We start from the raw sequence: 19,526 nt of genomic DNA on the forward strand, positions 1-19,526 counted from the left end.
CGAATAATTGCCGATCGCCCGCCGATTTGGGCGCGTGGTGTTTGGCCGAAGAATCGACGTTCATCCTAAACTAATTATTCCCGATTTTAGAGCAATTAGACAAGCGGTTGCATCGGGATTTAGCTTTAGCGTTTTTCCCGACTACTTGTGTGCAAATTCGGTAAAAGAAAATCGCTTGACACTTTTCCTCAAACCTGCCCAGGCTGTTACCAATCGCATCTGGCTGGCTTTTCGGAAATCGGAAAGACAGTTACCAAAAATCAAACCGATGTTAGAATTTGGCAAATTTCAAAAAGTCTATAAAGTTTTAATCCCCTCACGGGGAAAATTAAATTGCGGCTTTATTTTCACATATTTGCTCAATCCTCGATTGCCTCAATACCAAGTTGCTTAAGTCGCTCAAGATGCTCCTTCATAGCTTTGAGCTGTTCAGGGGTGTGTCCCTGCCACTCTGTAACCTCACCAGAGACCCGTAGCGGATTCCGAGAACGGTATGACTTTGTTGGGTTTCCAGGGAACTTCTTGTCCGTCAAATTGGGGTCATCTTCGATCGAACCAGTCGGCTCTACTATATAAATTCTGTCTGGCCCTTCGCCCAAGGCAAGTTCAGCTCCCCAAATAGCAGCATCCAAGGTGGCGGTTAGATAGACATAGGATGCCTTCTTCCTCTTACCGTAGTTTGAATTAAAGCCCGGTTCAATCAGGTCTCCCTGCTTCAGATTTGCCTTAGTGCCATGATAGAACCTTTGTGAACTTAGGTCTATTGACTTGTCCTCACTTCTGTTTGTTATCATTGTCGTTATATTTTTGTGAATGTCTTTTCTTTTAATACACCTCAGCCGGCTGTTTTTCTTGAGTCTTGAGCCACTCCGTTGCCGATTTCGATTCAGCCTGGGCTTCCTCCGACTCAGTAGCTAGCCACTCCCGATCGGCCTTTTCATCACCACCAAAGGAAGCTAGGGATGGATCAAAGCGGTGAGCCTTTTTCATCCAGACATCTTCAGGTGTTAAAGGTAACATCACCAAAAATCCCCCGCTACAGCATTACCATAGCGAGGGATTTTTGTCAACCTACAAAATCAACTTTCTTGCAGTTTGTTGTTAGCTTCTGTCGATCGCAGCTACTGGCTCAAAACTCGGAACCACAATTTCACCGTTCTGCTTAGTCAACTGGTTGTACAGTCTTTCAGTATTCGGGAAATTAGCAGCCGGTAGAGTCGGGAAGCGGCGGTAAGGAACAACATCCTCGCCAAAAGCCTCAGCATATTCAACGCTGTTCAACATCGCGTTGATAAAGCCCTTAATCCCTTTACTTGCCAAGATTTGGTTGTATGTCCGAATCTCCGCCTGATTGCGAGGAGCGCGGCCCAAGAAATGCTTTGTGCCCAACTCAATCACCTTAGTATTTGGATAAGGTGCATAGAACTGTTTGACGTACAGCGAGGAACAACCTAAACCTTCAATGAACTCCTTGAGATTGATTTCATTGTTGCCAAGTTTGCTTTCTAGCGCCGTGAATTCATTCTTCACAACGTAGGGGTTTAAATCGCGTTCAAAAATTTGACGGTAAGCAGCTTGAATTAAAGTTTTCAAAGCTACTTTGTCCGAAGTATTCGTCAGCTTGAACACCTTAGTTTGTTCGCGTCGCTTGCTGACACCTTGAGCAATCCGAGTTTGCAACTCTAAATCGCCCCGATCGCCTGCTACACCCAGTTCGATAAACCGAGGAGTTTCGGGCGTCTGAGCTTGGAGATTTTGCTCAGCGACGGAACCCGATCGCATCGTCCGCATCGACAAACCACCGGGAGTCACATAGCGCTCGTAGGGAACTGTATCTTCCCCAAAAGCTTCGTTGTACTCCATGCTGTCGATGATGCTATCGACCAGCGCGTAGAAACCCTTCTTGGCGCAAATGTCAAAGTAAGCGTTCATTTCCTGGCGGCCGTAGGTAGGGCGTCCCAGGAGTCGGCGGTGAATGTACTCGATCGCCTTACAAACGTAGAGCTTGCTCCAGTACATATTGCGGAACACATCAGACTTCGCCAACATCCGAATAAATTCGCGCATCGGAATGTCGCCGTTTTCCAGCTTAATTTCCGCCACCTTTTGGCGCTGGCCGTCGAACACATCGCGACCAAACACTTGCAGGTAAGCAGCCCGAATCACCGCTTGGGTGGAACTTTCGGTATATTTGACACTGGAAGAATTGCTGTAGCTGCTGGAGACACCGCGGGCAGTTTTCTTGGAAGCAACATAGTTGCTCGGTAACTGGTCTAATTTAAAGACCTTGGGGCCCAGAGAACCAGGAGCAGCACCGCGAGCCGCCGGATTGCTCAACTGATTGTCAATCCCCGCACCTTGACGGATCAGGATACGGCGAGTGTCTTTGCCGAAGGGAGCTGGACGGCTCTTGGGGTTGCGAGTTTCTTTCGGGAAAATCGCGCCGAACTGAATTTCTAACGGATCGTTGCCAACACCGTAAACGTGCTGGTCTGGCAGAGGCTGGTTGTAGCCAGCAAACAAGGTGATGAACTGAGGAACCTTGCGGAACGGAGCGCTGAAATTGAACAAATCAATTTGCGGGCCCCAGTTGCGACACTCCTGAGCTTCTTGGCCCAAACCGCGCAGGTAAGGCACTGTTTCTTCGCCGAAGTAATCGGAATACTCCTGGGAATAAACCATCGCGTCTACGAGGGCTGGCAGGCCGCCTTTGCTGACGATCGCAAAATACTTGCTAAATTCCTCCCGCGAGCTCAAACCGCGGCCGAGGAAGTGACGGGCGGCCAATTCTACAGCACGGCTGTTGACAAACGGCTCGTAGAATTGCTGGCGGTACAGAGGAGATTTACCAAGGCGGCGAATAAACTCTTTCATCGAGATTTCGCCATTTTTGACCTTGGATTCCAAGTCAGAAATGCTTTGGCTGTATGCGCGGCTAATGTCGCGCTCGAATACTTGGCGGTAAGCTGCTTTGATTACTTCTAGCTTTTCGGCCGAAGACAGACCGGTTTTCATGACGAATTTCGATCGCCGCTCGGCTGCGTTGAAGTAAATTTGAGGCAGTTGCAAGCCTTGCTGGTCGTTGCTTTCGCGCTGCCGCACCTTGTCTGAAGGTGTGGGAGCTTTGAATTCGGTAATTGCTACGTCGAAATACTGTCCGACGATGGCACTAGCCTCTGCATTGTTTCTGAAATAGCCCAAAGATGCTGCCTTCATTTCCTGCATTGCCACAATTGTGGCCGCCGAAGAGCAAGCATTTTCGATGATTTCCCGCAATCCGCGCACGTTCACCGAAATAATGTTCGGGTCGCCAGCGACAATTGCGTAGGTGATGTAGCGCAAAAACCAGCTCAAATCCCGCAGAGATTTGGTCATGTTGCCCGGGCCGTAGCGCGAGACATTGATCGGCCCAAATCCTGCGGGGATTGGGCCGCTGTAGCCGCCACCGTTGCCAGAAAACAGATTTCCCAGCCCCAAGAATCCGCCGCCGCCACCGCCGTTGCCACCGCCTGCGCGGCTTTCTACGTAGGTGACATTTCCCAGTTTCATGCCTTCAGAGACATTCGCCGACCCGCCGCGAGCCGCCCCTGCTACAGCCATCGCAGGTTCTTGCGGTCTTTCCAAAAATGCCAGCGGGGAACCGCCGGTAAAAATCCGGTTAGCTGCGCGGGATACTATCAGTTCCGAGTTTTGGGTCAGCGTCGCAGAGATATCGATCCGAAGAGCCCCGGAACTGAAATAACTTGCCAGTTCGCTGAGTTCGCCCCGCTGTAGAAAGCGGTCTTGCTGTTCTGCTTGCGAAATTGTTGCGACCGGTACAGTTTGATATAGTTGCGGACGCGCAACCGAGCTTCCACCACTTGCTTTTACAGTCATTAGACTCTTTCGCTCCCTATCTAAATCGTTGTAGCATTTACCCAGACTAACCCTGCCTTCTCATGCAGTTGACGCTCACCGCCCGATCGAACGTGCGGTGATTCTTGGGCTGATTCTGCCATTAGTTCCCTCTGGTCTTACGAAGCATTCTTGAGTCTTACAACTCACTCCTCAAGCTTAAATTTCCGTGCGCCCCACGGTATTTGTTTGCCAGTCTTTCCCGAAGCCGTCCTAGAAGGACGGGGCTTTCAACCCTATTTCTCGGTAAAAGGTCAAAGTAGCTATTTTTGCTTTGTTTACTTTTTGCCTTTACCTGTCACGAGGTTCGGGCGCGCTTACTTTCTTAGATTAAAATGTTTTGGTTTCATCTTTCTGCCTGCCGGGAAATCTCCGGTCAGAAGGCAGGCACGGGGTACTCCCTCCGCTGCGCTCCGCCCGTACACCCGTGGAAAAAAAGACTCGGCAGGAGAGTTGCCTTTGGGCGATTGCAGCCAGTGCCGTCAATTAAGGGAAAAGAAAATCAAAAATTTTCTTCTGCCTGTTTTTGGGCGTTCAACTTTCTGCTTAAAGACGCCTCCGCTTTACCCGAAAGGTCAGCGGTGGGTTATGGACAGTCCTTGTTTGTTAAAAAGCCTGTCGAGATTTATTGTATAGATTTAAGAGAGCGTATATGAGAAAAAATGATAAGTTTTATTACGCAGAAGCTGTCAGTCGATTTTAGATTTTAGATTTTAGATTTTAGATTGACTCCAACGAAGCAATAGGAGTGCACCGCGATCGCGCCGCTCTGTCGGAACTCGTGGCAATCTCAAAACTTACGCACTATTACCTCACCTATGGATACTACCCCTGATATCAGCGCTGCCGTGCGGCGGCTTTACGATACTTTCCCTTTCCCGCCCGATCCTTTGTCAGATGAACCGCCGCCTGGGTACAACTGGCGCTGGAGTTGGCCTGATGCTTACAATTTTTGCACCGGGCAAAAGCCGCCAAAACTGGATATTCGGATTTTAGATGCTGGCTGCGGCACTGGTTCAAGCACCGATTATCTGATTCACCTCAATCCTGAAGCAACGGTTACGGCGATCGACCTGAGTGCGGGTGCTTTGAAAGTAGCACAAGAACGCTGTCGGCGATCGGGAGCGCGCGAAGCTGATTTTCGCCACCTCAGCCTGTACGATGCCGCCGAGTTAGAGGGCGAGTTTGATTTAATCAACTGCGTGGGCGTGCTGCACCACTTACCCGATCCGATCCGGGGCATTCAAGCGCTGGCGGCGAAGTTGGCGGCGGGCGGTTTGATGCACATTTTTGTGTATGCTGAGCTCGGACGCTGGGAAATTCAACTGATCCAAAGGGCGATCGCCCTTCTCCAAGGCCCGCAAAAAGGTGACTATCCCGATGGTGTGAAAGTCGGTCGTCAAATCTTTGCTTCTTTACCAGAAAACAACCGTCTTGTCAAGTACGAAAAACAGCGTTGGGCCGGAGAAAATCAGCGGGACGAATGTTTTGCTGATATGTACGTTCACCCGCAGGAAATTGACTACAATATCGAGACTTTGTTCGAGTTAATTGACGCTTCGGGATTGGAATTTCTCGGTTTCTCAAATCCGGGATATTGGCAGTTAGAAAGACTTTTGGGCAAAGCGCCGGAATTGATAGAAAGAGCTCAGGGTTTGACGGAACGGGAGCTTTATCGATTAATTGAATTGTTGGATACGGAAATCACTCATTATGAGTTTTTCTTGGGCAAAAAGCCTGTTAATAAGATTGATTGGTCGGACGATAAGACACTTTTGGCGGCAATTCCAGAGTTGAGTGGTTGTATGCACGGTTGGCCTAGTCAACAAGTGTTTGATTGCAATTACCAATTGCTCAATTTGTCAAGTGCTGAATTTGAGTTTTTGCAAGGTTGTGCACCCCCCCCAGCCCCCCCTTATCAAGGGGGGGAGAAAGAGGGAACCTCGCCTGGGCAAGGTAAAGGAGAGAAGACTGTTGGGGAGATTTTGGGGAATGTGGAGATGGGATTGGATGAAGTGCGATCGATCTTGTCAAAACAGCTAATTTTGCTAACACCCGGTAAAATCTAAGGGCGGGCTCTCCGGCTTAACTCCTACTCCCCACAATCAAATTAGCTTTTTGTGGAACAGGCCGGAAAGCCTGTTCTTTGCTCGGAGTATAATTTCTGTTAAATTCCCAATTAATCAAGGTTTTACAGTTGGAGGATTAACAGCCGTAATTTGTGAATAACGAGCGAAATCAGCAATGTTAAAAGTTAGGATATGGGTTAAACCATGAACTAGCATAGCAGCAACTAGCCGCGCATCATGAACCTTAACACCTACAACCTTATTTGCGATCGCCAGTCGCTCCCATTCTTGATAAATTGCTTCGGTATCCAACAACAGAGGAAAAAGCTGTTTTAAGCGATTAATTTCTGCCTCTGCTTCTATTGCAGTACGCCCTAATCCATGTCTCTGAATCGGGCGCGTGCAAACGTTGCTTAACTCTCGGTTTGGACTAAGGAATGAGAATTAAATAACTTCCACAAGTTTGTGGAAGTTATTGCTCATTCCTCAGTTCCCAGGCTGGAGCCTGGGAACCAGTTAATCCTGGATGCACGTACTAGAATTTCCTGTCATTGCGAACGTAGTGAAGCAAGTCTGACGGGTGGTTGGATTTTTGCCCGTAGCAATCCCTAGTTTTTCTTGCAATTATTCAATGATTTTTTGCAGCCCCCGTACCATTTCTAAAAGTTCAGCTTGGCTCAACTGCTCTATTTCGGTTTTTTTCTGCTTTCTGGTTGCTGCGGGCTTTTTCATTGGTTTATTTTACCAACTTTTGTCACCGAAGTTTTTTTGACCTGAATCCTTACGAATTTTTTTATTCTGTTCTTTCAATGATGATAGTCAGGTGAGCTACTAATGCACCTATCGCTCCTACTGCTGCAATGACTGGAAACAACGCCGCACCGATGACTCCGCCGACTACTCCCACTGTCAAAGGAACTTCTACTAAGATCCGTCCCTCTTCATTTTTGATAATGATTCGGCGGATATTTCCTTCGTGAATCAGTTCTTTAACTTTAGCAACCAAATCGTCGCCGTTAATTTTTACCTCCTCGACGCTAACTTTTTCCTGAGTATAAGCAGGAGTTTCTAGAGGAGTCGTTTCAAAATTAACCTCAGCAACTTTTTGGGCCGAAACTTTTTCAGATACAGGTATTGATTCGAGTTCTCTTGTCCCGACAGGTTCTTGTTCGCGATCTGTAGGTGTGTCCATTTTTTGTTCTCCTTTTAGGTAAAAGTATTTTTGTATAGAATTATATTGAAATATAACACGCCACTTTTTTTCTATCAATCATTCTTTTGGGTGATATTGCTGCGGGTGCTATGGTGCTTTTCTCTATTGATCTTTGACGGTGAGAGCCTAAAATCCTTCCTCAGTGGGCGTTAGCAGCCGACTTCACTTGTGCCGTTTGGTTAACTGTCTGCTTCTGGCCCTCGCACCGCCTAATCCTTGAAAAGCGTCCAATCCAGACAACGAAAGGATGAGAGCGACTTCCACACTCTCAGAGACTCAGGCTCAACAGGTGTACAGGTTGAAATACTGACATTGTACTGAAAGTACGATCGTCCCGCCGTGTATACAATTACCACCTCTCGTTCGGGAAACCGCACATGAAAACCGTCGCTTACTTTCCTCAAATGTTATTTCAATTTAGCTCAGTGCGATCGCCACATCAAACCCGACCCCCCGAGGTTCCTCAAATCAACATCTTAGAGTTTCTAATGAGAATTGCCTAAAATCAAGGGGGAGGAGAAGTAATAATGATCGAAATATTACCGCAACTAAACCAACTTGTTCACATTGAAGTTGAATTTGGGGAAACGGAAAGGTAAAATAGAATTATTTGCTTCTGCTTCCTCTTGATTCTCCGTGTCCGATTTGCCAGCGACAAAGTTTGAATCTCAAGTTGGGAACCCGATGGTACTTTTCTGGAAAATTTTAAGGCACATCAAGCGGATGTGTCGAATGTGAGTTTTAGCTGCGATCGCACAACTTTAGCATCTGCCGGGAAAAATTTCGTTGGTGAAGCTTTGGAGTCTCGATGCGGCTAAAGTATAAGCTGCCGAACTTGACAAATTGCTCGCCATCGGCTGTCCTTGGCTCTGAGACTACCTACAATACAATCTTCGGGTTGAGTGCGATCGGCATTTGTGCAAAAAAACTGACAATTGACATTTCTTGGCAATTGCCGGAAACCTGTTTTGCCTGAATTTTCAAATCGGGCGATCGGCTGCTGATTTGTCGCTATTCTTGTCTTATTGTAATATAATTTTACGCAAGGGGCAATACGAAATGTACTGCCACAGGTCGCAGATGTCTATCCATCTGAACCAATTTAATGTCATCAAACATTAAAAATAGTTATGACTGTTATATTCGGATTAGTAAAATCTTGGATATATAAAATTCAATACATAGTCAGGTTTCAAAGGGGTGTCTGCTGTTAAATCAATCTAACCTGCAATATCATTTCTGGTGACACCAGCACGATTTAAGGAAAAAAATCCTGCTGAATTAACTGGGTTCGAGGGAGCAGAGGAAAGTTGATGACTAAGCTATAAAAAGAGTTGAAAAAGCCTTCTAAATAGTAGGCAATACTCCAGCAGCAAACCACAACTGCCAATTACCAAAGGAGGGAGCAGTGTATGAAACTGACGGGTTGAGTCCCCTAAAATCGTCGCTTGGTTTGCGATCGACTCTACAGGAATTAACCCTGTACGACTTTCTCCTAGAATCTGAGTGTCCGGGAGACGAAGTTGCTAAAATTTTTCAAGCAAACCCTTTAGTTCCGGGCATCATCATCACTCAGCAAGGAAAGTTTATAGGGATGATTTCGCGGCGGCGTTATTTTGAACACATGAGCCGCCCCTACAGCTTGGAGTTATTTTCTCAACAGCCTTTGTTCATACTCTACCGCTTTACTAAAACTGATATGTTGGTTCTCGATCGCGAAACCTCAATTATGACAGCAGTGCGGCAGTCTTTGGAGCGATCGCCCGAACTAATCCACGAACCAATTGTAGTACAAGTAGAACCGGAAACTTACAAACTTTTAGACGTACACCAACTGCTGCTTTCTCAGTTGCAAATTCACGAGTTATCAACCGTGGCGATGCGCGAGTCGCAAGCACAATTGAGACATCAAGCCCAACAGCTCGAACTGGCCCTGCTGGAACTTCAGCGCACTCAAACTCAACTAATTCAAACAGAAAAAATGTCTTCTTTGGGGCAGTTAGTAGCAGGAGTAGCTCACGAAATCAACAATCCCATCGGCTTTATCTACAGCAATTTGCACCACGCTAAAGAGTACACGCAAGCTTTAATGCAGATGCTCGATATCTACAGGCAGCAGTGTCCCGCATTCATACCGGAAATTGCAGCGGAAGCGGAAAAAATAGAACTCGATTATTTGCTAGAAGACTTGCCCAGAGTCTTAAATTCTATGCAGCAAGGTGCAGAAAGAGTGCGCGACATCGTTTTGTCGCTGCGGAATTTTTGCAGATTAGACGAAGCTGAAATGAAGCAAGTCAACATTCACGACGGTATCAACAATACGATTATGCTTTTGCAAAGCCAGCTTAAAGGAAAACCGGGGCAGGAGGCGATCGAAATTCACAAAGAATACAGCGACTTGCCACTGGTGCAGTGCTATCCCGGACAACTCAATCAGGTATTTATGAATATTTTACTTAATGCAGTTTACGCTCTGGTTGAGTCTAATACATACGAAAATGTCGATAAAAAAAACGCAAATAAGTCGCAATTAGGCGAAAAAGATCAGTCTAGTACAAAGACTCAATCATCAGTTTCTAAGTCTACCCGCCTGATTCCTACGATTCTGATTCGCACCGAGTTAATTGAGAAAAAAAAGGTAATAATTAAAATTTCTGACAACGGCCCGGGGATGACAGAAGATATTCGGAAGCGGTTGTTTGACCCTTTCTTTACTACTAAGCCAGTCGGCCAAGGAACGGGTTTGGGACTGTCGATTAGCTATGAAATTGTTGTCAACCAACATGGCGGCGCATTGAAGTGCTTTTCGGAACCGGGAAAAGGAGCCGAATTTGCGATCGAAATTCCACTTCAACAGTCTTCCCTAGCACAGATTTTGCCTCGCTTTGCGTGATACAACAGAAGGAAGTTCGGCAACGAGCAATGTACGGGATTTAACGGATTTAAAATAATTAGCATCTACTCAAAGGTGGTCAGAAACCGGGTTTTTCACCCTCATATTTGCTTGCAGCGCGCAGATTCGGTAAAAAACCCGGTTTCTTAGGTTGGAGTGCGTCTAGGACTAAAGAATAAAGCCCGTCAGCTACCGCGAACCTTTGCAAACCCACTTCCACAAAGGATGACTCGGCCCCTGTTGGCGAATGCGGCGAACTTGTTGTTCCAAACCCTGTTTTTCCCGCAGGGGCAATCCTCGCACCATATTGCGACTTTGCCAAGTTAGCACTCCCAAAGTCATCCCCAAGCACAAACCTAAACCGAGAGTGGGCCAGCGATGAAAAGATAAACCATAGCGCACTGCGACCCAAGTGAAGTGTTCTAACCACAAAGCGATTTCGCGGCGCAAACCCCAAATGCTCAAAGAACCGACGCTAATCCACAAAAATATCACTGTTAACCAGCGGCCGTAAACTGTTAGTTTGTGAAGCCTTTGGACTTCAATTTCAAAAGTTTGGTCAGTAGTCATTTGTGATTTGTTATTTGTTATATTATGTCCGGTCGATTACCCCTAATACGGTAGAGGCCCGTGAGCCAAAAATATCTGCCAACAATCTCCAATCTCCAAAACCCGCCCTTTTAATCGCTCGATTGGACATGATATTATTTGTCATTTGTCATTAGTTATTGATGATTTATTATTAGTCAGTCAACAGTTAACCGTTAACAGTTAACCGTTAACAGTCAATTAAACTTCCTCTGACTGGTTGATTCCTTCTGCAGGGACGGGGATGGAGTGGCCGGTGCGACTGCGCCACCAAGCTAGCAGCGTACTGGCAACGAAAATACTCGAATACGAACCAGCAATAAAACCGACAATCAAAGCTAAAGCAAAGTATTTGAGGGTTTCGCCGCCAAACAAAAAGATTGCGAACAATGTCAGCAGGGTGGTAAACGTTGTGTTAATTGACCTTCCCAGAGTCTGCATGACAGCATCATCGACAATTTGATCTATCGACTGTCCCGGATTTAGCTTGATTACTTCTCGCACGCGATCGTAAATTACCACAGTATCGTTAACAGAAAAACCGATAAGTGTCAAGAGCGCGACCACAAATAAACTGTCAACTTCCAGTCCTTGAACTAAACCCAAAAACGAGAAAATACCAAGCGTGACCAACACGTCGTGAAACACAGCCACAAAAGCAAAAAAGGCATAATCCAACTGAAATCGGAATGTCAGATAAGCAGTAATTCCCGCAAAAGAAACCAACAAAGCCAGCAAACCCGAAGTAAACAACTGTTTGCCGAGGGTAGGCCCAACCGTATCAATTTGAGTAGATTGAGGAGAAAAAGCGCCTATCTTTTCGCTCAAAGCTGTTTGCAAATTAGTCCGCTGTTCGACATCCAAAGTTTTTGTTCGCAGGGACAAACCGCGCTGTTCTTGGCCGATAACTTGAATGCTGCTGCCCCCTAAACCTTGGGTGTCCAGGACTTCACGGACAGCAGCAAGATCGATCGGTTTACAATTTTCCGGTTTCGTGCAGTCGAGTTCAAATTGCAGCCGAGTGCCGCCGATAAAGTCCAAACTGGGGCGCAGGGGTGCGCGGATGTCGGGACGAGTCCAAGAAATCGCCATCGACACTATACCTGCGAGGATTATAGCGGCGGAAATACTCCACCAGAGCGATCGATATTTGATTACACTGAATTTCATAATTTGAAGGAAGAGGGAAGATTGGCAACGGATTCTGTAACGGATGTAACGGATGTAACGGATGGAAGAAGGAAGAGGGAAGAAGTTAACTGTCAACTGCCAACTGCCAACTGTCAACTGTCAACTGCCAACAGTCAACAGTCAACAGTTAACTATTAGCAGTTTTCGACAAATCGGGACAGAACAACTGAGGTTTCCGCAGGGCTGGAAAGCTCAATACTACGAACAGCAGAGTGCGGCTGCAAGTTAGCGCGGTAAACATACTCACTCCCACCCCCAATGCCAGAGTTACAGCAAACCCTTTAACTAAACCAGCGCCCAACCAGAACAAAGCAGCACAAGCAATAACTGTTGTGACGTTACCGTCTAAAATGCTGGAAAAAGCGCGGTAAAAACCCGATTCTACCGATCTATAAAGCGATTTCCCCGCCCGCAACTCTTCCCGCGTGCGCTCAAAAATTAGCACGTTAGCATCCACGGCCATCCCGATGCTGAGCACAAAACCAGCAATTCCCGGCAGCGTTAATGTCACTCCCAAAAGCACGAAAGCTGCCCAAGTTAACAAAGCATAAATTAACAGCGCAATATTGGCAATTACGCCGGGGAGTCGATAGTAGGCCACCATGAAAATCAAGACTAAAATCAAGCCGCCGATACCTGCGTTAATACTGCTTTGAATGCTGTCTTTACCCAAGCTAGCGCCGACAGTGCGGTTTTCTACAATTTCGACCGGCACGGGCAAAGCGCCGCCCCGCAATTGCACTGCCAAATCGTTGGCTTCTTGGGTTGTAAAGTTGCCTTGAATCACGGCACTTCCACCAGTAATTCCTGTTTGGGCAAATTCAACGCCGACGACTGGAGAACTGATCATTCTATCGTCTAGGAAAATACCGATACTGCGTCCGGTGCCGGCTAAATTTTTAGTGAGTTGGGCAAAAAGTTCGCCTCCTTTGGTATCGAAAACAAGAGCAACGTTCCAGTTGTTCCCAGAAGCCAAGGGCTGAGGTTGAGCGTCTTTGAGGTTTTCGCCGCCGAGGCCGCTGCTTTTGAAGAGTTTGGCGATCGCCTCATTGCTTCTTTTCAAAGCAGCCTGATTTTCTTTAATTGCTGCCTCATTCGGGCTAATTTTCAATTCTGCTTGTTTGACCAGCAATTCCTGCTGCAACTGCCTTTCAATGCCCAATTGTGCTTCTGTTCCGGGCAGTTGTTCCAGAAATTCTAGCTTTGCCGTACCGCCCAAAACTCGTTCTGCTTGCTGCGGGTCATTTACTCCGGGCAACTGCACGAGAATTTGGTCTTCTCCTACTGTTTGGACTAATGCTTCGGAAACACCCAAACCGTTGACGCGGTTTTCGACAATCCGCCGCACTGCTTCTAACATTCCCTGGTCAATTTTGGGAATTGTGGGGGTAGTTTTTACTTGAATTGTGAGTTGCGACCCTCCTTGCAAGTCTAATCCCAGCCGCGTCGGAATTGTTACTATTACAGTAATGGCGGCGATGATTAGAACAAAAATTAGGGCTAATAGGGAACGTTGTTTTTGCATATTTAATTATTAGTCATTAGTCATTAGTCATTAGTCATCAGTCATTAGTCATTAGTTAGGTGGAAGGAATAATCAATTTGTGCATCCGTGTTTTAGCATCAATGTCCTGCTGGCAGATATCGTTAGTTTTAGCGAACAACCAAAGAGTGATAACTAATGACTAATGATTAATGACTGATGACTATTTATACTCGCAAAGCTACCATTTTTTGGACGGCTTCGACAATTTGATTGGGCTGGACAATGGTCAGTCTTTCCAAATTGCCGTTGTAAGGTGTGGGAATATCTTGTGAAGACAGGCGCAAAACCGGTGCGTCGAGTTCGTCAAAAAATCGATCGCTAATCGAAGCAATTAGTTCGGCACCGATGCCTCCTGTTTTCATGCACTCCTCTACAATAATTACTTTGTGAGTTTTGCGAATGGATGCGCCGATGGTCTCCATGTCCAGGGGTTTGAGAGAAATTAGGTCGATTACTTCTGGATCGTAACCTTCTTTTAGCAGGGCGGGCACTGCTTGCAAGACGTGGTGCCGCATCCGAGAATAAGTCAGGATGGTGACATCTTTGCCCGATCGCACAATTTCTGCCTTGTCCAGCGGCACTAAATATTCTGTTTCTGGCAAATTTTCTTTGAGGTTGTAAAGAAGAACGTGCTCGAAAAACAGAACCGGGTTATCGTCGCGGATGGCTGATTTTAAGAGTCCTTTGGCGTTGTAGGGAGTCGAACAGGCGACTATTTTCAAACCCGGTACTGCTTGGAAATATGCTTCTAACCGCTGAGAGTGTTCCGCGCCGAGTTGCCGGCCGACACCGCCGGGCCCGCGAATTACCATTGGCATTTTGAAGTTGCCGCCGGAGGTGTAGCGCAGCATTCCGGCGTTGTTGGAAATTTGGTTGAAGGCCAGCAGCAAAAAGCCCATGTTCATGCCTTCGATGACCGGCCGGAGTCCCGTCATTGCTGCGCCTACTGCCAGGCCTGTAAAGCTATTTTCGGCGATCGGGGTGTCGAGCACTCTAAGTTCGCCGTATTTGTTGTAGAGGTCTTTGGTGACTTTGTAGGAACCGCCGTATTGACCTACGTCTTCGCCGAGTACGAATACGGAGGAGTCGCGGGCCATTTCTTCGTCTAACGCCTCGCGGAGGGCGTTGAACAGTAAGGTTTCTTTCATGCTACAGTTTTCCAATACTTTTAGCCTTTACTTGTGTAATTTCTATCAACACTCTAGCAAAACAGCCATTTTAGGAGCTTTTTGGGCCTTGCTATTGCCTGTTTACCTACCCCAGTGTCTCTTACCTGATAGTCACTTACAAGCAAGCTCATCTAGCAAATTTCTAGCCACACCACATTGGCACTACCTTGCTTTCTAGTGTATTTCCAGAAGTTGCCGCCTACAGTTGGCGGCTACTTTTAGAAATAGAGGCAAAAAAACCTAGAGTCACAACATACACATAGCGTGAATGATGCGATCGCACTTCCGTGCCGAAGTGAGAAGCCCGCCTTCGTACTAGAAGTCACTCAATATATCCAGAATTGCTTCTACGTCCGCTAGGCTTAACTTGGACTTTTTGCGCTTGGCTTTCAAGCGGTTGAGCAAGGTAGCAGCATCGGGTATTTCACTTGTGTCAGGTGACTCGCTACTATCAAGCTGTCGGGCTAGAGCCAGCACTCGATCGGCTAGGGCGATTGGTACTCGGATGGTGCGAGTTTGCCCGTGCTTCCATTTACCCTCATAGTGCTTGAGGTTGGCCAAGCTAGCGTCGTTGATGTTTTTACTCATTTCACTTGTGTCAGGTGATTTACTGTTAACAGCTTGGCACGGTTGCTTTAGTTCTGTCAAGGGTATAATCACATGACACAAGTGAATAAAGGTAAAATAGACAATCGAGAGAGTTGAGCCAGAGATACTACTTTTCGGGGAGATACATCAAGTCCCAGGCGATGAACTCATCTTGCTGGCAGAACGAAACGGGTTTATCAAATTTCACCAGTAGACCCGTGCGATAGGGGTACGAACGAATTTCTACAATAACCCCCCTCACGCCTTGATAAATGCCACCAACATCCTTGACCACAACCCGATCGCCGACCTCAAAAATGCGGGAATGTTTTACTTCGGGCTGATGCGCGGGGGATGTCTCATTAAGACATCGCTTGAAAAATCCCCTCAAGTGAAGTCCATCGGTACTCTCAATAAATTTCCTTATCTCTTCCATTTTTTCGGTATCGCTGCTTGCTTTGGCCTCGCGGTATTCGTCGGCCATCCTTTTAGCCCGCTGTCTGTTGGCGACAGTTTGCATATCTGCTTTAGAACTTGCAGGACTTGATGCAGGACTCTGCACCACCTTTGCAGGACTTGATGCAGGACTTAAACCTATGTCCTGTATAGGGTTTGCAGGACTTGCAGGACTTTGAGGGGAAACATTCTTTATTCCTGTTTCGTTTCGACTTCCTTCCACAGCCTCTTCTGTTTGTTGGTTGATTTCACTTTTTCCCAAAATGTTTGGGCGGAAGTCCTGCAAGTCCTGCAAAGCTATATCCTGTATGGGCGGAAGTCCTGCATCAAGTCCTGCAGAAGTCCTGCAAGTGCTGTCGGAAGTCCTGCAAAGGGCCGCTAATTGCTGCGAGTAGGTGGGGTGACAGTCGTTCTTGCCCCGCAACCTTAAACCGACAAAAGTGACGTGACGGCCAGTCCGATCGCGAACGACTGGCAAGTGTAGTTCGGTGCAAAGTTTCTCCAGCCCCGGTGAAAAAGTTGTCAGGCTCATCGCAGGTTTTTTAATTTCCTCACAAAAATCTTTATAACTGTCAAACAGATCGCCCGCACAAATCCGTGCGCCGTCCTCGACAATTAGCTCCATCTCAAAGAACGCCGCGAGGCTGTCCATCCGTACCTTCATATCCCACTCAGCGGCCTTGAAGTCTGCAATCTCAGCGTCGCCGATACCTTTAATTGATTGCGCTACTTCAGGGCTAGGCAATGAAAGGGTGATCGCAATCAGCGACGCTATTTCACCGTCAAAGCTGTTTTCCATTTCGGAGTTGCGTAAAGCTTTGGGAATGGGGTTATTGAACTCAACCAGGCACAAACGGCGCTCTAGCCCGGTGGTATTACCCATAAATATTGGGTCATTGCTACAGATGAGTAGCAGCCCGTAAAAGTAAGCGTTAGCAGCGGGGCGGTACACTTCCCGATAGTTCACGCTATCGCCACCTGTCAACCGGAGGATAGAATCAACGCCTACGGGCTTCCGTTCGTCGCCAAACACCACCAATTGCTTGTCGATGATACTGGCTAGTGTTGAGCCGTCTTTCAAGCTTTCGAGACTGCAAGGTTGATTGTTTTCCTTTCCAACAACTTTTTGCATCAGTCGGGCAAAAGTACCCTTGCCGGAACCAGGCACACCAATAAGGTGAACAAACTGTTGCCAACCGTGGAAGCTGAAACGTAAACAGCCGTTGATGATTGCTAGCAGCTTAAATATTTTCTTGGCATCGCCCCTCATCGCCGTCCGCATCCATGTGTTGATATTCGGACAATTTGCCTCTAACGCTTGCAGGACATCGCTTGTGTCGCCTGCTAGCGGTTTGTGTTCAAAAGGGAGGTAAGAGGTAAAGCGGTCTCCCGGTTGGTGTTCGCGTGTTTTGCCGTCGCTACCGTCGAGAACGCAGTTGCTGAAATTGATAAATCGACGGCGGTCAGCCCCTCCCCAGTGTTTTTCTCTCAACAGCTTGGTTAAAAGGTTGAGTACGTCTGTCAGGTAAGCCTCACCGCTGTAAGCGATATTTTTGGCGTCAACCACTGTCATCAATAGAGTTTCAAAGTTGCCTATCTCTACTTTTTCCCAGTGCTTGCCAGAGTAGACCCGCCATTCTTTTTGCTCGTTGTCGTACTTCCACTGATGCCCATATTGTTCGGCCAGTTGTGCTGCGGTTTCGCGTGGTGTAGGTGGCTTTTTAGCCCTTTTATCACCTGTGTCACGCGATTCGACGTTGGCAGGCGAGGCTTTCATCAGGATTGCCCGAAAAGCTTCAATCCCCTTATTGTTGATGAAATCATCCATCCCTTTACCGTCCTCCGACTTCCATTTACCCGTGACTGATAGTACGTCACAGCCATAGCTTTTAAGGACTTTAGTCAGTTTTGCTTCGTGGTAGCGGACGTTCTTTACTGTTTCCGGCTTCGTGTCGGAATCGAACGCAAAAATAAACCCAAAACCCGCTTCAGCTAAGCGTTTTAGCACGGGTACTAAATCGGGTTCACCTTTTGCTTTCGGCGTTAGCCCCATTGTCACCCCTACCAGCCCTACGGTAGGAATGCCGTCCTGACAACCTGTAATGCTCTTTATGCAGCCTTCGGTAATTAGCAGATAAGGTTTGCCGTTAATGGTGAAGCATCGGGTTTTAAGAGCCTCTAAATCAGTCCAAAACGCCTCAATCTCTGGATGCCTAGCAAGGAAAGCGTCATATTCTCCTTTCGGAGTACGGTATTTGGGAAGCTTTCCGTCCTTTGATGGCCACGGCGTGTGGGGCCGTAGTTGCAGTTGCTCAAGATCATCAGAGTAAAAAACTATACAGGGTGATTTAGCCTCATATCCCAGTAGTATCGAGGCTTTCGGGATATCGGCACTGCCACAATTTGCGTATAGCCAGTCGAATTCAAGCTTGCGCTCCTTCCATAAATAATCGCGATCGGCGGCATTGAGTAAAGATTTGTTGCGAGTAGCGGATGCCGATGTATCGAAATATGATATACTATACATAACGTTCTCCAAAGTATTTATACAAGGAGAGTCGCTATCTAGTGTAGAGGGACAGTGTTTTTACCTCAGTTGAGGTAAGTCTCAAAGTTTGCCGCACATTTTTTGCCGCTGGCGACACGATCGAGTTAGAGTAAATCTAGAAATATGTTTTTTGTTTGTCGTGTCCCTCTACCAAAGGTGCGCGACTCTTTTTTTGCCTGCGGGTGCAGGCGGGTTAATCTCTGCTTGACACATTAATCAACCCTGATTGTGATTATAGCCTGTTGGCGGACGCCGGGGAAGGTAAAATGTGATAGCAAAACAGCGGGGATGCGCTTGTTGAACCCCTACAGGCTTCCACAATCTTTTTAGCGCTAAACTGTATATGATTGTATTGAACTAGACCCTACAGGTTTCGCCAAAAGAGTATAAAAGAGTATGTAGATTTATGACTCCTTAGCCGCCGACCTGTAAAAGTGAGTTTTACAAAACAATTGAAACAGTTTTTTTGAATTTTCTTCTGAGGGGTATTGTTGGCAGTGGCAAGTAAATTCGGTCACTACTTCAGTCAGTAAGGCAGTTAGTTCATTCTTGTCACCTTCGGAGAGAAGGTTCTGTCTAAGTAGGTCGGTGCGAAAAAACCGAACTATGTTAAAATAAGTAAAGATAGGAAATACGTCTACCAAGGTAACTCAATATATGGGCGCTAGATTAAGGATATTTCTGACACAAGAGCAAGATCAAACTCTATTAAAATTGAGAACTGCGAATGTTCCCCAAAAAGTCAAAGACCGGGCTCTTGTAGTTAGGTTAAATGCACAGGGCTGGTACGTTGAAAAAATAGCCGCTCATTTTAACTGGGCCAGACAAACAGTGAGAGAGGTTTTACATAAATGGCAAAAACTAGGAATAGAAGGTTTTTGGGAGTTACCAGGCCGAGGAGGAAAACCGAAGTGGAAAGAAGCAGACATAGAGTTTGTAACAGAATGCCTCAAAAATGAACCACGTACATACAATAGTGTTCAATTAGCTCACAAATTAGAACAAGAGCGTTCTATTAAACTAAGCCCCGATCGATTAAGACGAATCCTAAAAAAAAAGGGTTTATTTGGAAACGAGCGAGAAAGAGCCACAAAGGAAAACAAGAAATCATAACACGGCAAATCAAACAAGCCGACCTAGATATGCTGGAATGGTCTGCTGCTGCGGGAGATATTGATTTAAAATATTTAGATGAATCAGGATTTTGTGCCTGGAGCGAGGCCGGTTACAGTTATTACAAACGAGGCGAGCAAAAACGACTCGAACAAACATTACGGCGTGGTCGGAGATTAAGTATTGTAGGACTTCTCCAACCTGAGATCAGCTTTGTTTACGGTTTAGTAATTGGGGGTGTCGATCGAAAAGCTTATA

General features: G+C 46.7%; 16 protein-coding genes and 1 pseudogene. 6 read left to right on the forward strand and 11 right to left on the reverse strand.

Annotation, left to right across the window (positions count from 1 at the left end; all coding sequences use genetic code 11):
• Nucleotides 1-7: 7 nt before the first annotated feature.
• Nucleotides 8-394, forward strand: coding sequence for a LysR substrate-binding domain-containing protein (locus QUA50_RS03975; RefSeq protein ID WP_333299436.1), 387 nt, complete (start codon nucleotides 8-10; stop codon nucleotides 392-394).
• Here the strand turns inward: QUA50_RS03975 and arr are convergent.
• From arr to QUA50_RS03990, 3 genes are all read right to left on the reverse strand, one after another.
• Nucleotides 360-794, reverse strand: a complete 435-nt coding sequence (gene arr / locus QUA50_RS03980) for an NAD(+)--rifampin ADP-ribosyltransferase (protein WP_333259892.1) — start codon at nucleotides 792-794, stop codon at nucleotides 360-362. The two genes, QUA50_RS03975 and arr, sit on opposite strands and share 35 nt — an antisense overlap.
• Nucleotides 795-825: 31 nt before the next feature.
• The gene (locus tag QUA50_RS03985) at nucleotides 826-1,020 is read right to left on the reverse strand and encodes a hypothetical protein (protein ID WP_333259889.1); all 195 of its coding nucleotides are present in this window, start codon (nucleotides 1,018-1,020) and stop codon (nucleotides 826-828) included.
• 81 nt (nucleotides 1,021-1,101) lie between these two features.
• Nucleotides 1,102-3,876 carry a phycobilisome rod-core linker polypeptide gene (locus QUA50_RS03990; RefSeq protein WP_333259886.1) on the reverse strand — a complete coding sequence of 925 codons (2,775 nt, stop codon included), beginning with the start codon at nucleotides 3,874-3,876 and terminating at the stop codon, nucleotides 1,102-1,104.
• An 836-nt stretch (nucleotides 3,877-4,712) separates the two neighbouring features.
• On the opposite strand from QUA50_RS03990, the gene QUA50_RS03995 reads away from it, so the two are divergent.
• Entirely contained in the window at nucleotides 4,713-5,963 is a 1,251-nt protein-coding gene (locus QUA50_RS03995) for a class I SAM-dependent methyltransferase (RefSeq protein WP_333259883.1), read from the forward strand.
• Between the two features lie 114 nt (nucleotides 5,964-6,077).
• Here QUA50_RS03995 and QUA50_RS04000 read toward each other — a convergent pair whose 3' ends face one another.
• Together QUA50_RS04000 and QUA50_RS04005 are read right to left on the reverse strand one after the other, a co-directional pair.
• The gene (locus tag QUA50_RS04000) at nucleotides 6,078-6,278 is read right to left on the reverse strand and encodes a hypothetical protein (RefSeq protein WP_333298497.1); all 201 of its coding nucleotides are present in this window, start codon (nucleotides 6,276-6,278) and stop codon (nucleotides 6,078-6,080) included.
• Between the two features lie 478 nt (nucleotides 6,279-6,756).
• Nucleotides 6,757-7,155, reverse strand: a complete 399-nt coding sequence (locus tag QUA50_RS04005; RefSeq protein ID WP_333259880.1) for a DUF4342 domain-containing protein — start codon at nucleotides 7,153-7,155, stop codon at nucleotides 6,757-6,759.
• Nucleotides 7,156-8,584: 1,429 nt separating this feature from the next.
• On the opposite strand from QUA50_RS04005, the gene QUA50_RS04010 reads away from it, so the two are divergent.
• Nucleotides 8,585-10,069, forward strand: a complete 1,485-nt coding sequence (locus QUA50_RS04010; RefSeq protein WP_333259878.1) for an ATP-binding protein — start codon at nucleotides 8,585-8,587, stop codon at nucleotides 10,067-10,069.
• A gap of 189 nt (nucleotides 10,070-10,258) precedes the next feature.
• Here the strand turns inward: QUA50_RS04010 and QUA50_RS04015 are convergent, their stop codons facing one another.
• On the reverse strand, nucleotides 10,259-10,639 hold the full coding sequence (locus QUA50_RS04015; protein ID WP_333259875.1) for a hypothetical protein: 381 nt from the start codon (nucleotides 10,637-10,639) through the stop codon (nucleotides 10,259-10,261).
• Nucleotides 10,640-10,858: 219 nt separating this feature from the next.
• Nucleotides 10,859-11,827, reverse strand: coding sequence for a protein translocase subunit SecF (gene secF / locus QUA50_RS04020; RefSeq protein ID WP_333259872.1), 969 nt, complete (start codon nucleotides 11,825-11,827; stop codon nucleotides 10,859-10,861).
• Between the two features lie 21 nt (nucleotides 11,828-11,848).
• Here secF and QUA50_RS04025 point away from each other — a divergent pair, with 21 nt between their 5' ends.
• Nucleotides 11,849-11,986 (forward strand): hypothetical protein, encoded by a 138-nt coding sequence (locus QUA50_RS04025; RefSeq protein WP_333259869.1) that lies wholly within the window; start codon nucleotides 11,849-11,851, stop codon nucleotides 11,984-11,986.
• On the opposite strand, the gene secD is transcribed toward QUA50_RS04025, so the two are convergent.
• The 4 genes from secD to QUA50_RS04045 form a co-directional block, all read right to left on the reverse strand.
• On the reverse strand, nucleotides 11,976-13,373 hold the full coding sequence (gene secD / locus QUA50_RS04030) for a protein translocase subunit SecD (protein WP_333259866.1): 1,398 nt from the start codon (nucleotides 13,371-13,373) through the stop codon (nucleotides 11,976-11,978). The genes QUA50_RS04025 and secD overlap by 11 nt on opposite strands.
• 185 nt (nucleotides 13,374-13,558) lie before the next feature.
• Complete coding sequence (locus QUA50_RS04035; RefSeq protein ID WP_333259864.1) at nucleotides 13,559-14,542, reverse strand: alpha-ketoacid dehydrogenase subunit beta; 984 nt, start codon at nucleotides 14,540-14,542, stop codon at nucleotides 13,559-13,561.
• Nucleotides 14,543-14,878: 336 nt separating this feature from the next.
• Nucleotides 14,879-15,151 carry a hypothetical protein gene (locus tag QUA50_RS04040; RefSeq protein WP_333259861.1) on the reverse strand — a complete coding sequence of 91 codons (273 nt, stop codon included), beginning with the start codon at nucleotides 15,149-15,151 and terminating at the stop codon, nucleotides 14,879-14,881.
• 127 nt (nucleotides 15,152-15,278) lie between these two features.
• Nucleotides 15,279-18,134 carry a DUF3854 domain-containing protein gene (locus QUA50_RS04045; protein WP_333259858.1) on the reverse strand — a complete coding sequence of 952 codons (2,856 nt, stop codon included), beginning with the start codon at nucleotides 18,132-18,134 and terminating at the stop codon, nucleotides 15,279-15,281.
• Between the two features lie 678 nt (nucleotides 18,135-18,812).
• Between QUA50_RS04045 and QUA50_RS04050 the strand changes: the two genes are divergently transcribed.
• Both QUA50_RS04050 and QUA50_RS04055 read left to right on the forward strand, forming a co-directional pair.
• The gene (locus QUA50_RS04050; protein WP_333259855.1) at nucleotides 18,813-19,268 is read left to right on the forward strand and encodes a helix-turn-helix domain-containing protein; all 456 of its coding nucleotides are present in this window, start codon (nucleotides 18,813-18,815) and stop codon (nucleotides 19,266-19,268) included.
• Between the two features lie 29 nt (nucleotides 19,269-19,297).
• A pseudogene (locus QUA50_RS04055) lies at nucleotides 19,298-19,526 on the forward strand (hypothetical protein); the annotation flags it as partial.

This window comes from Microcoleus sp. M2_D5, assembly GCF_036701935.1.
In the GTDB taxonomy this organism is placed as follows: Bacteria; Cyanobacteriota; Cyanobacteriia; order Cyanobacteriales; family Microcoleaceae; genus Microcoleus.

Bases quoted from the DNA above. Each gene is read 5' to 3' on its own strand.
- QUA50_RS04045 (WP_333259858.1), bottom strand. From the start codon at position 18,134: ATGTATAGTATATCATATTTCGATACATCGGCATCCGCTACTCGCAAC.
- arr (WP_333259892.1), bottom strand. From the start codon at position 794: ATGATAACAAACAGAAGTGAGGACAAGTCAATAGACCTAAGTTCACAA.
- QUA50_RS04015 (WP_333259875.1), bottom strand. From the start codon at position 10,639: ATGACTACTGACCAAACTTTTGAAATTGAAGTCCAAAGGCTTCACAAA.
- QUA50_RS03995 (WP_333259883.1), top strand. From the start codon at position 4,713: ATGGATACTACCCCTGATATCAGCGCTGCCGTGCGGCGGCTTTACGAT.
- secD (WP_333259866.1), bottom strand. From the start codon at position 13,373: ATGCAAAAACAACGTTCCCTATTAGCCCTAATTTTTGTTCTAATCATC.
- secF (WP_333259872.1), bottom strand. From the start codon at position 11,827: ATGAAATTCAGTGTAATCAAATATCGATCGCTCTGGTGGAGTATTTCC.
- QUA50_RS03990 (WP_333259886.1), bottom strand. From the start codon at position 3,876: ATGACTGTAAAAGCAAGTGGTGGAAGCTCGGTTGCGCGTCCGCAACTA.
- QUA50_RS04035 (WP_333259864.1), bottom strand. From the start codon at position 14,542: ATGAAAGAAACCTTACTGTTCAACGCCCTCCGCGAGGCGTTAGACGAA.
- QUA50_RS03985 (WP_333259889.1), bottom strand. From the start codon at position 1,020: ATGTTACCTTTAACACCTGAAGATGTCTGGATGAAAAAGGCTCACCGC.
- QUA50_RS04040 (WP_333259861.1), bottom strand. From the start codon at position 15,151: ATGAGTAAAAACATCAACGACGCTAGCTTGGCCAACCTCAAGCACTAT.
- QUA50_RS04005 (WP_333259880.1), bottom strand. From the start codon at position 7,155: ATGGACACACCTACAGATCGCGAACAAGAACCTGTCGGGACAAGAGAA.
- QUA50_RS04050 (WP_333259855.1), top strand. From the start codon at position 18,813: ATGGGCGCTAGATTAAGGATATTTCTGACACAAGAGCAAGATCAAACT.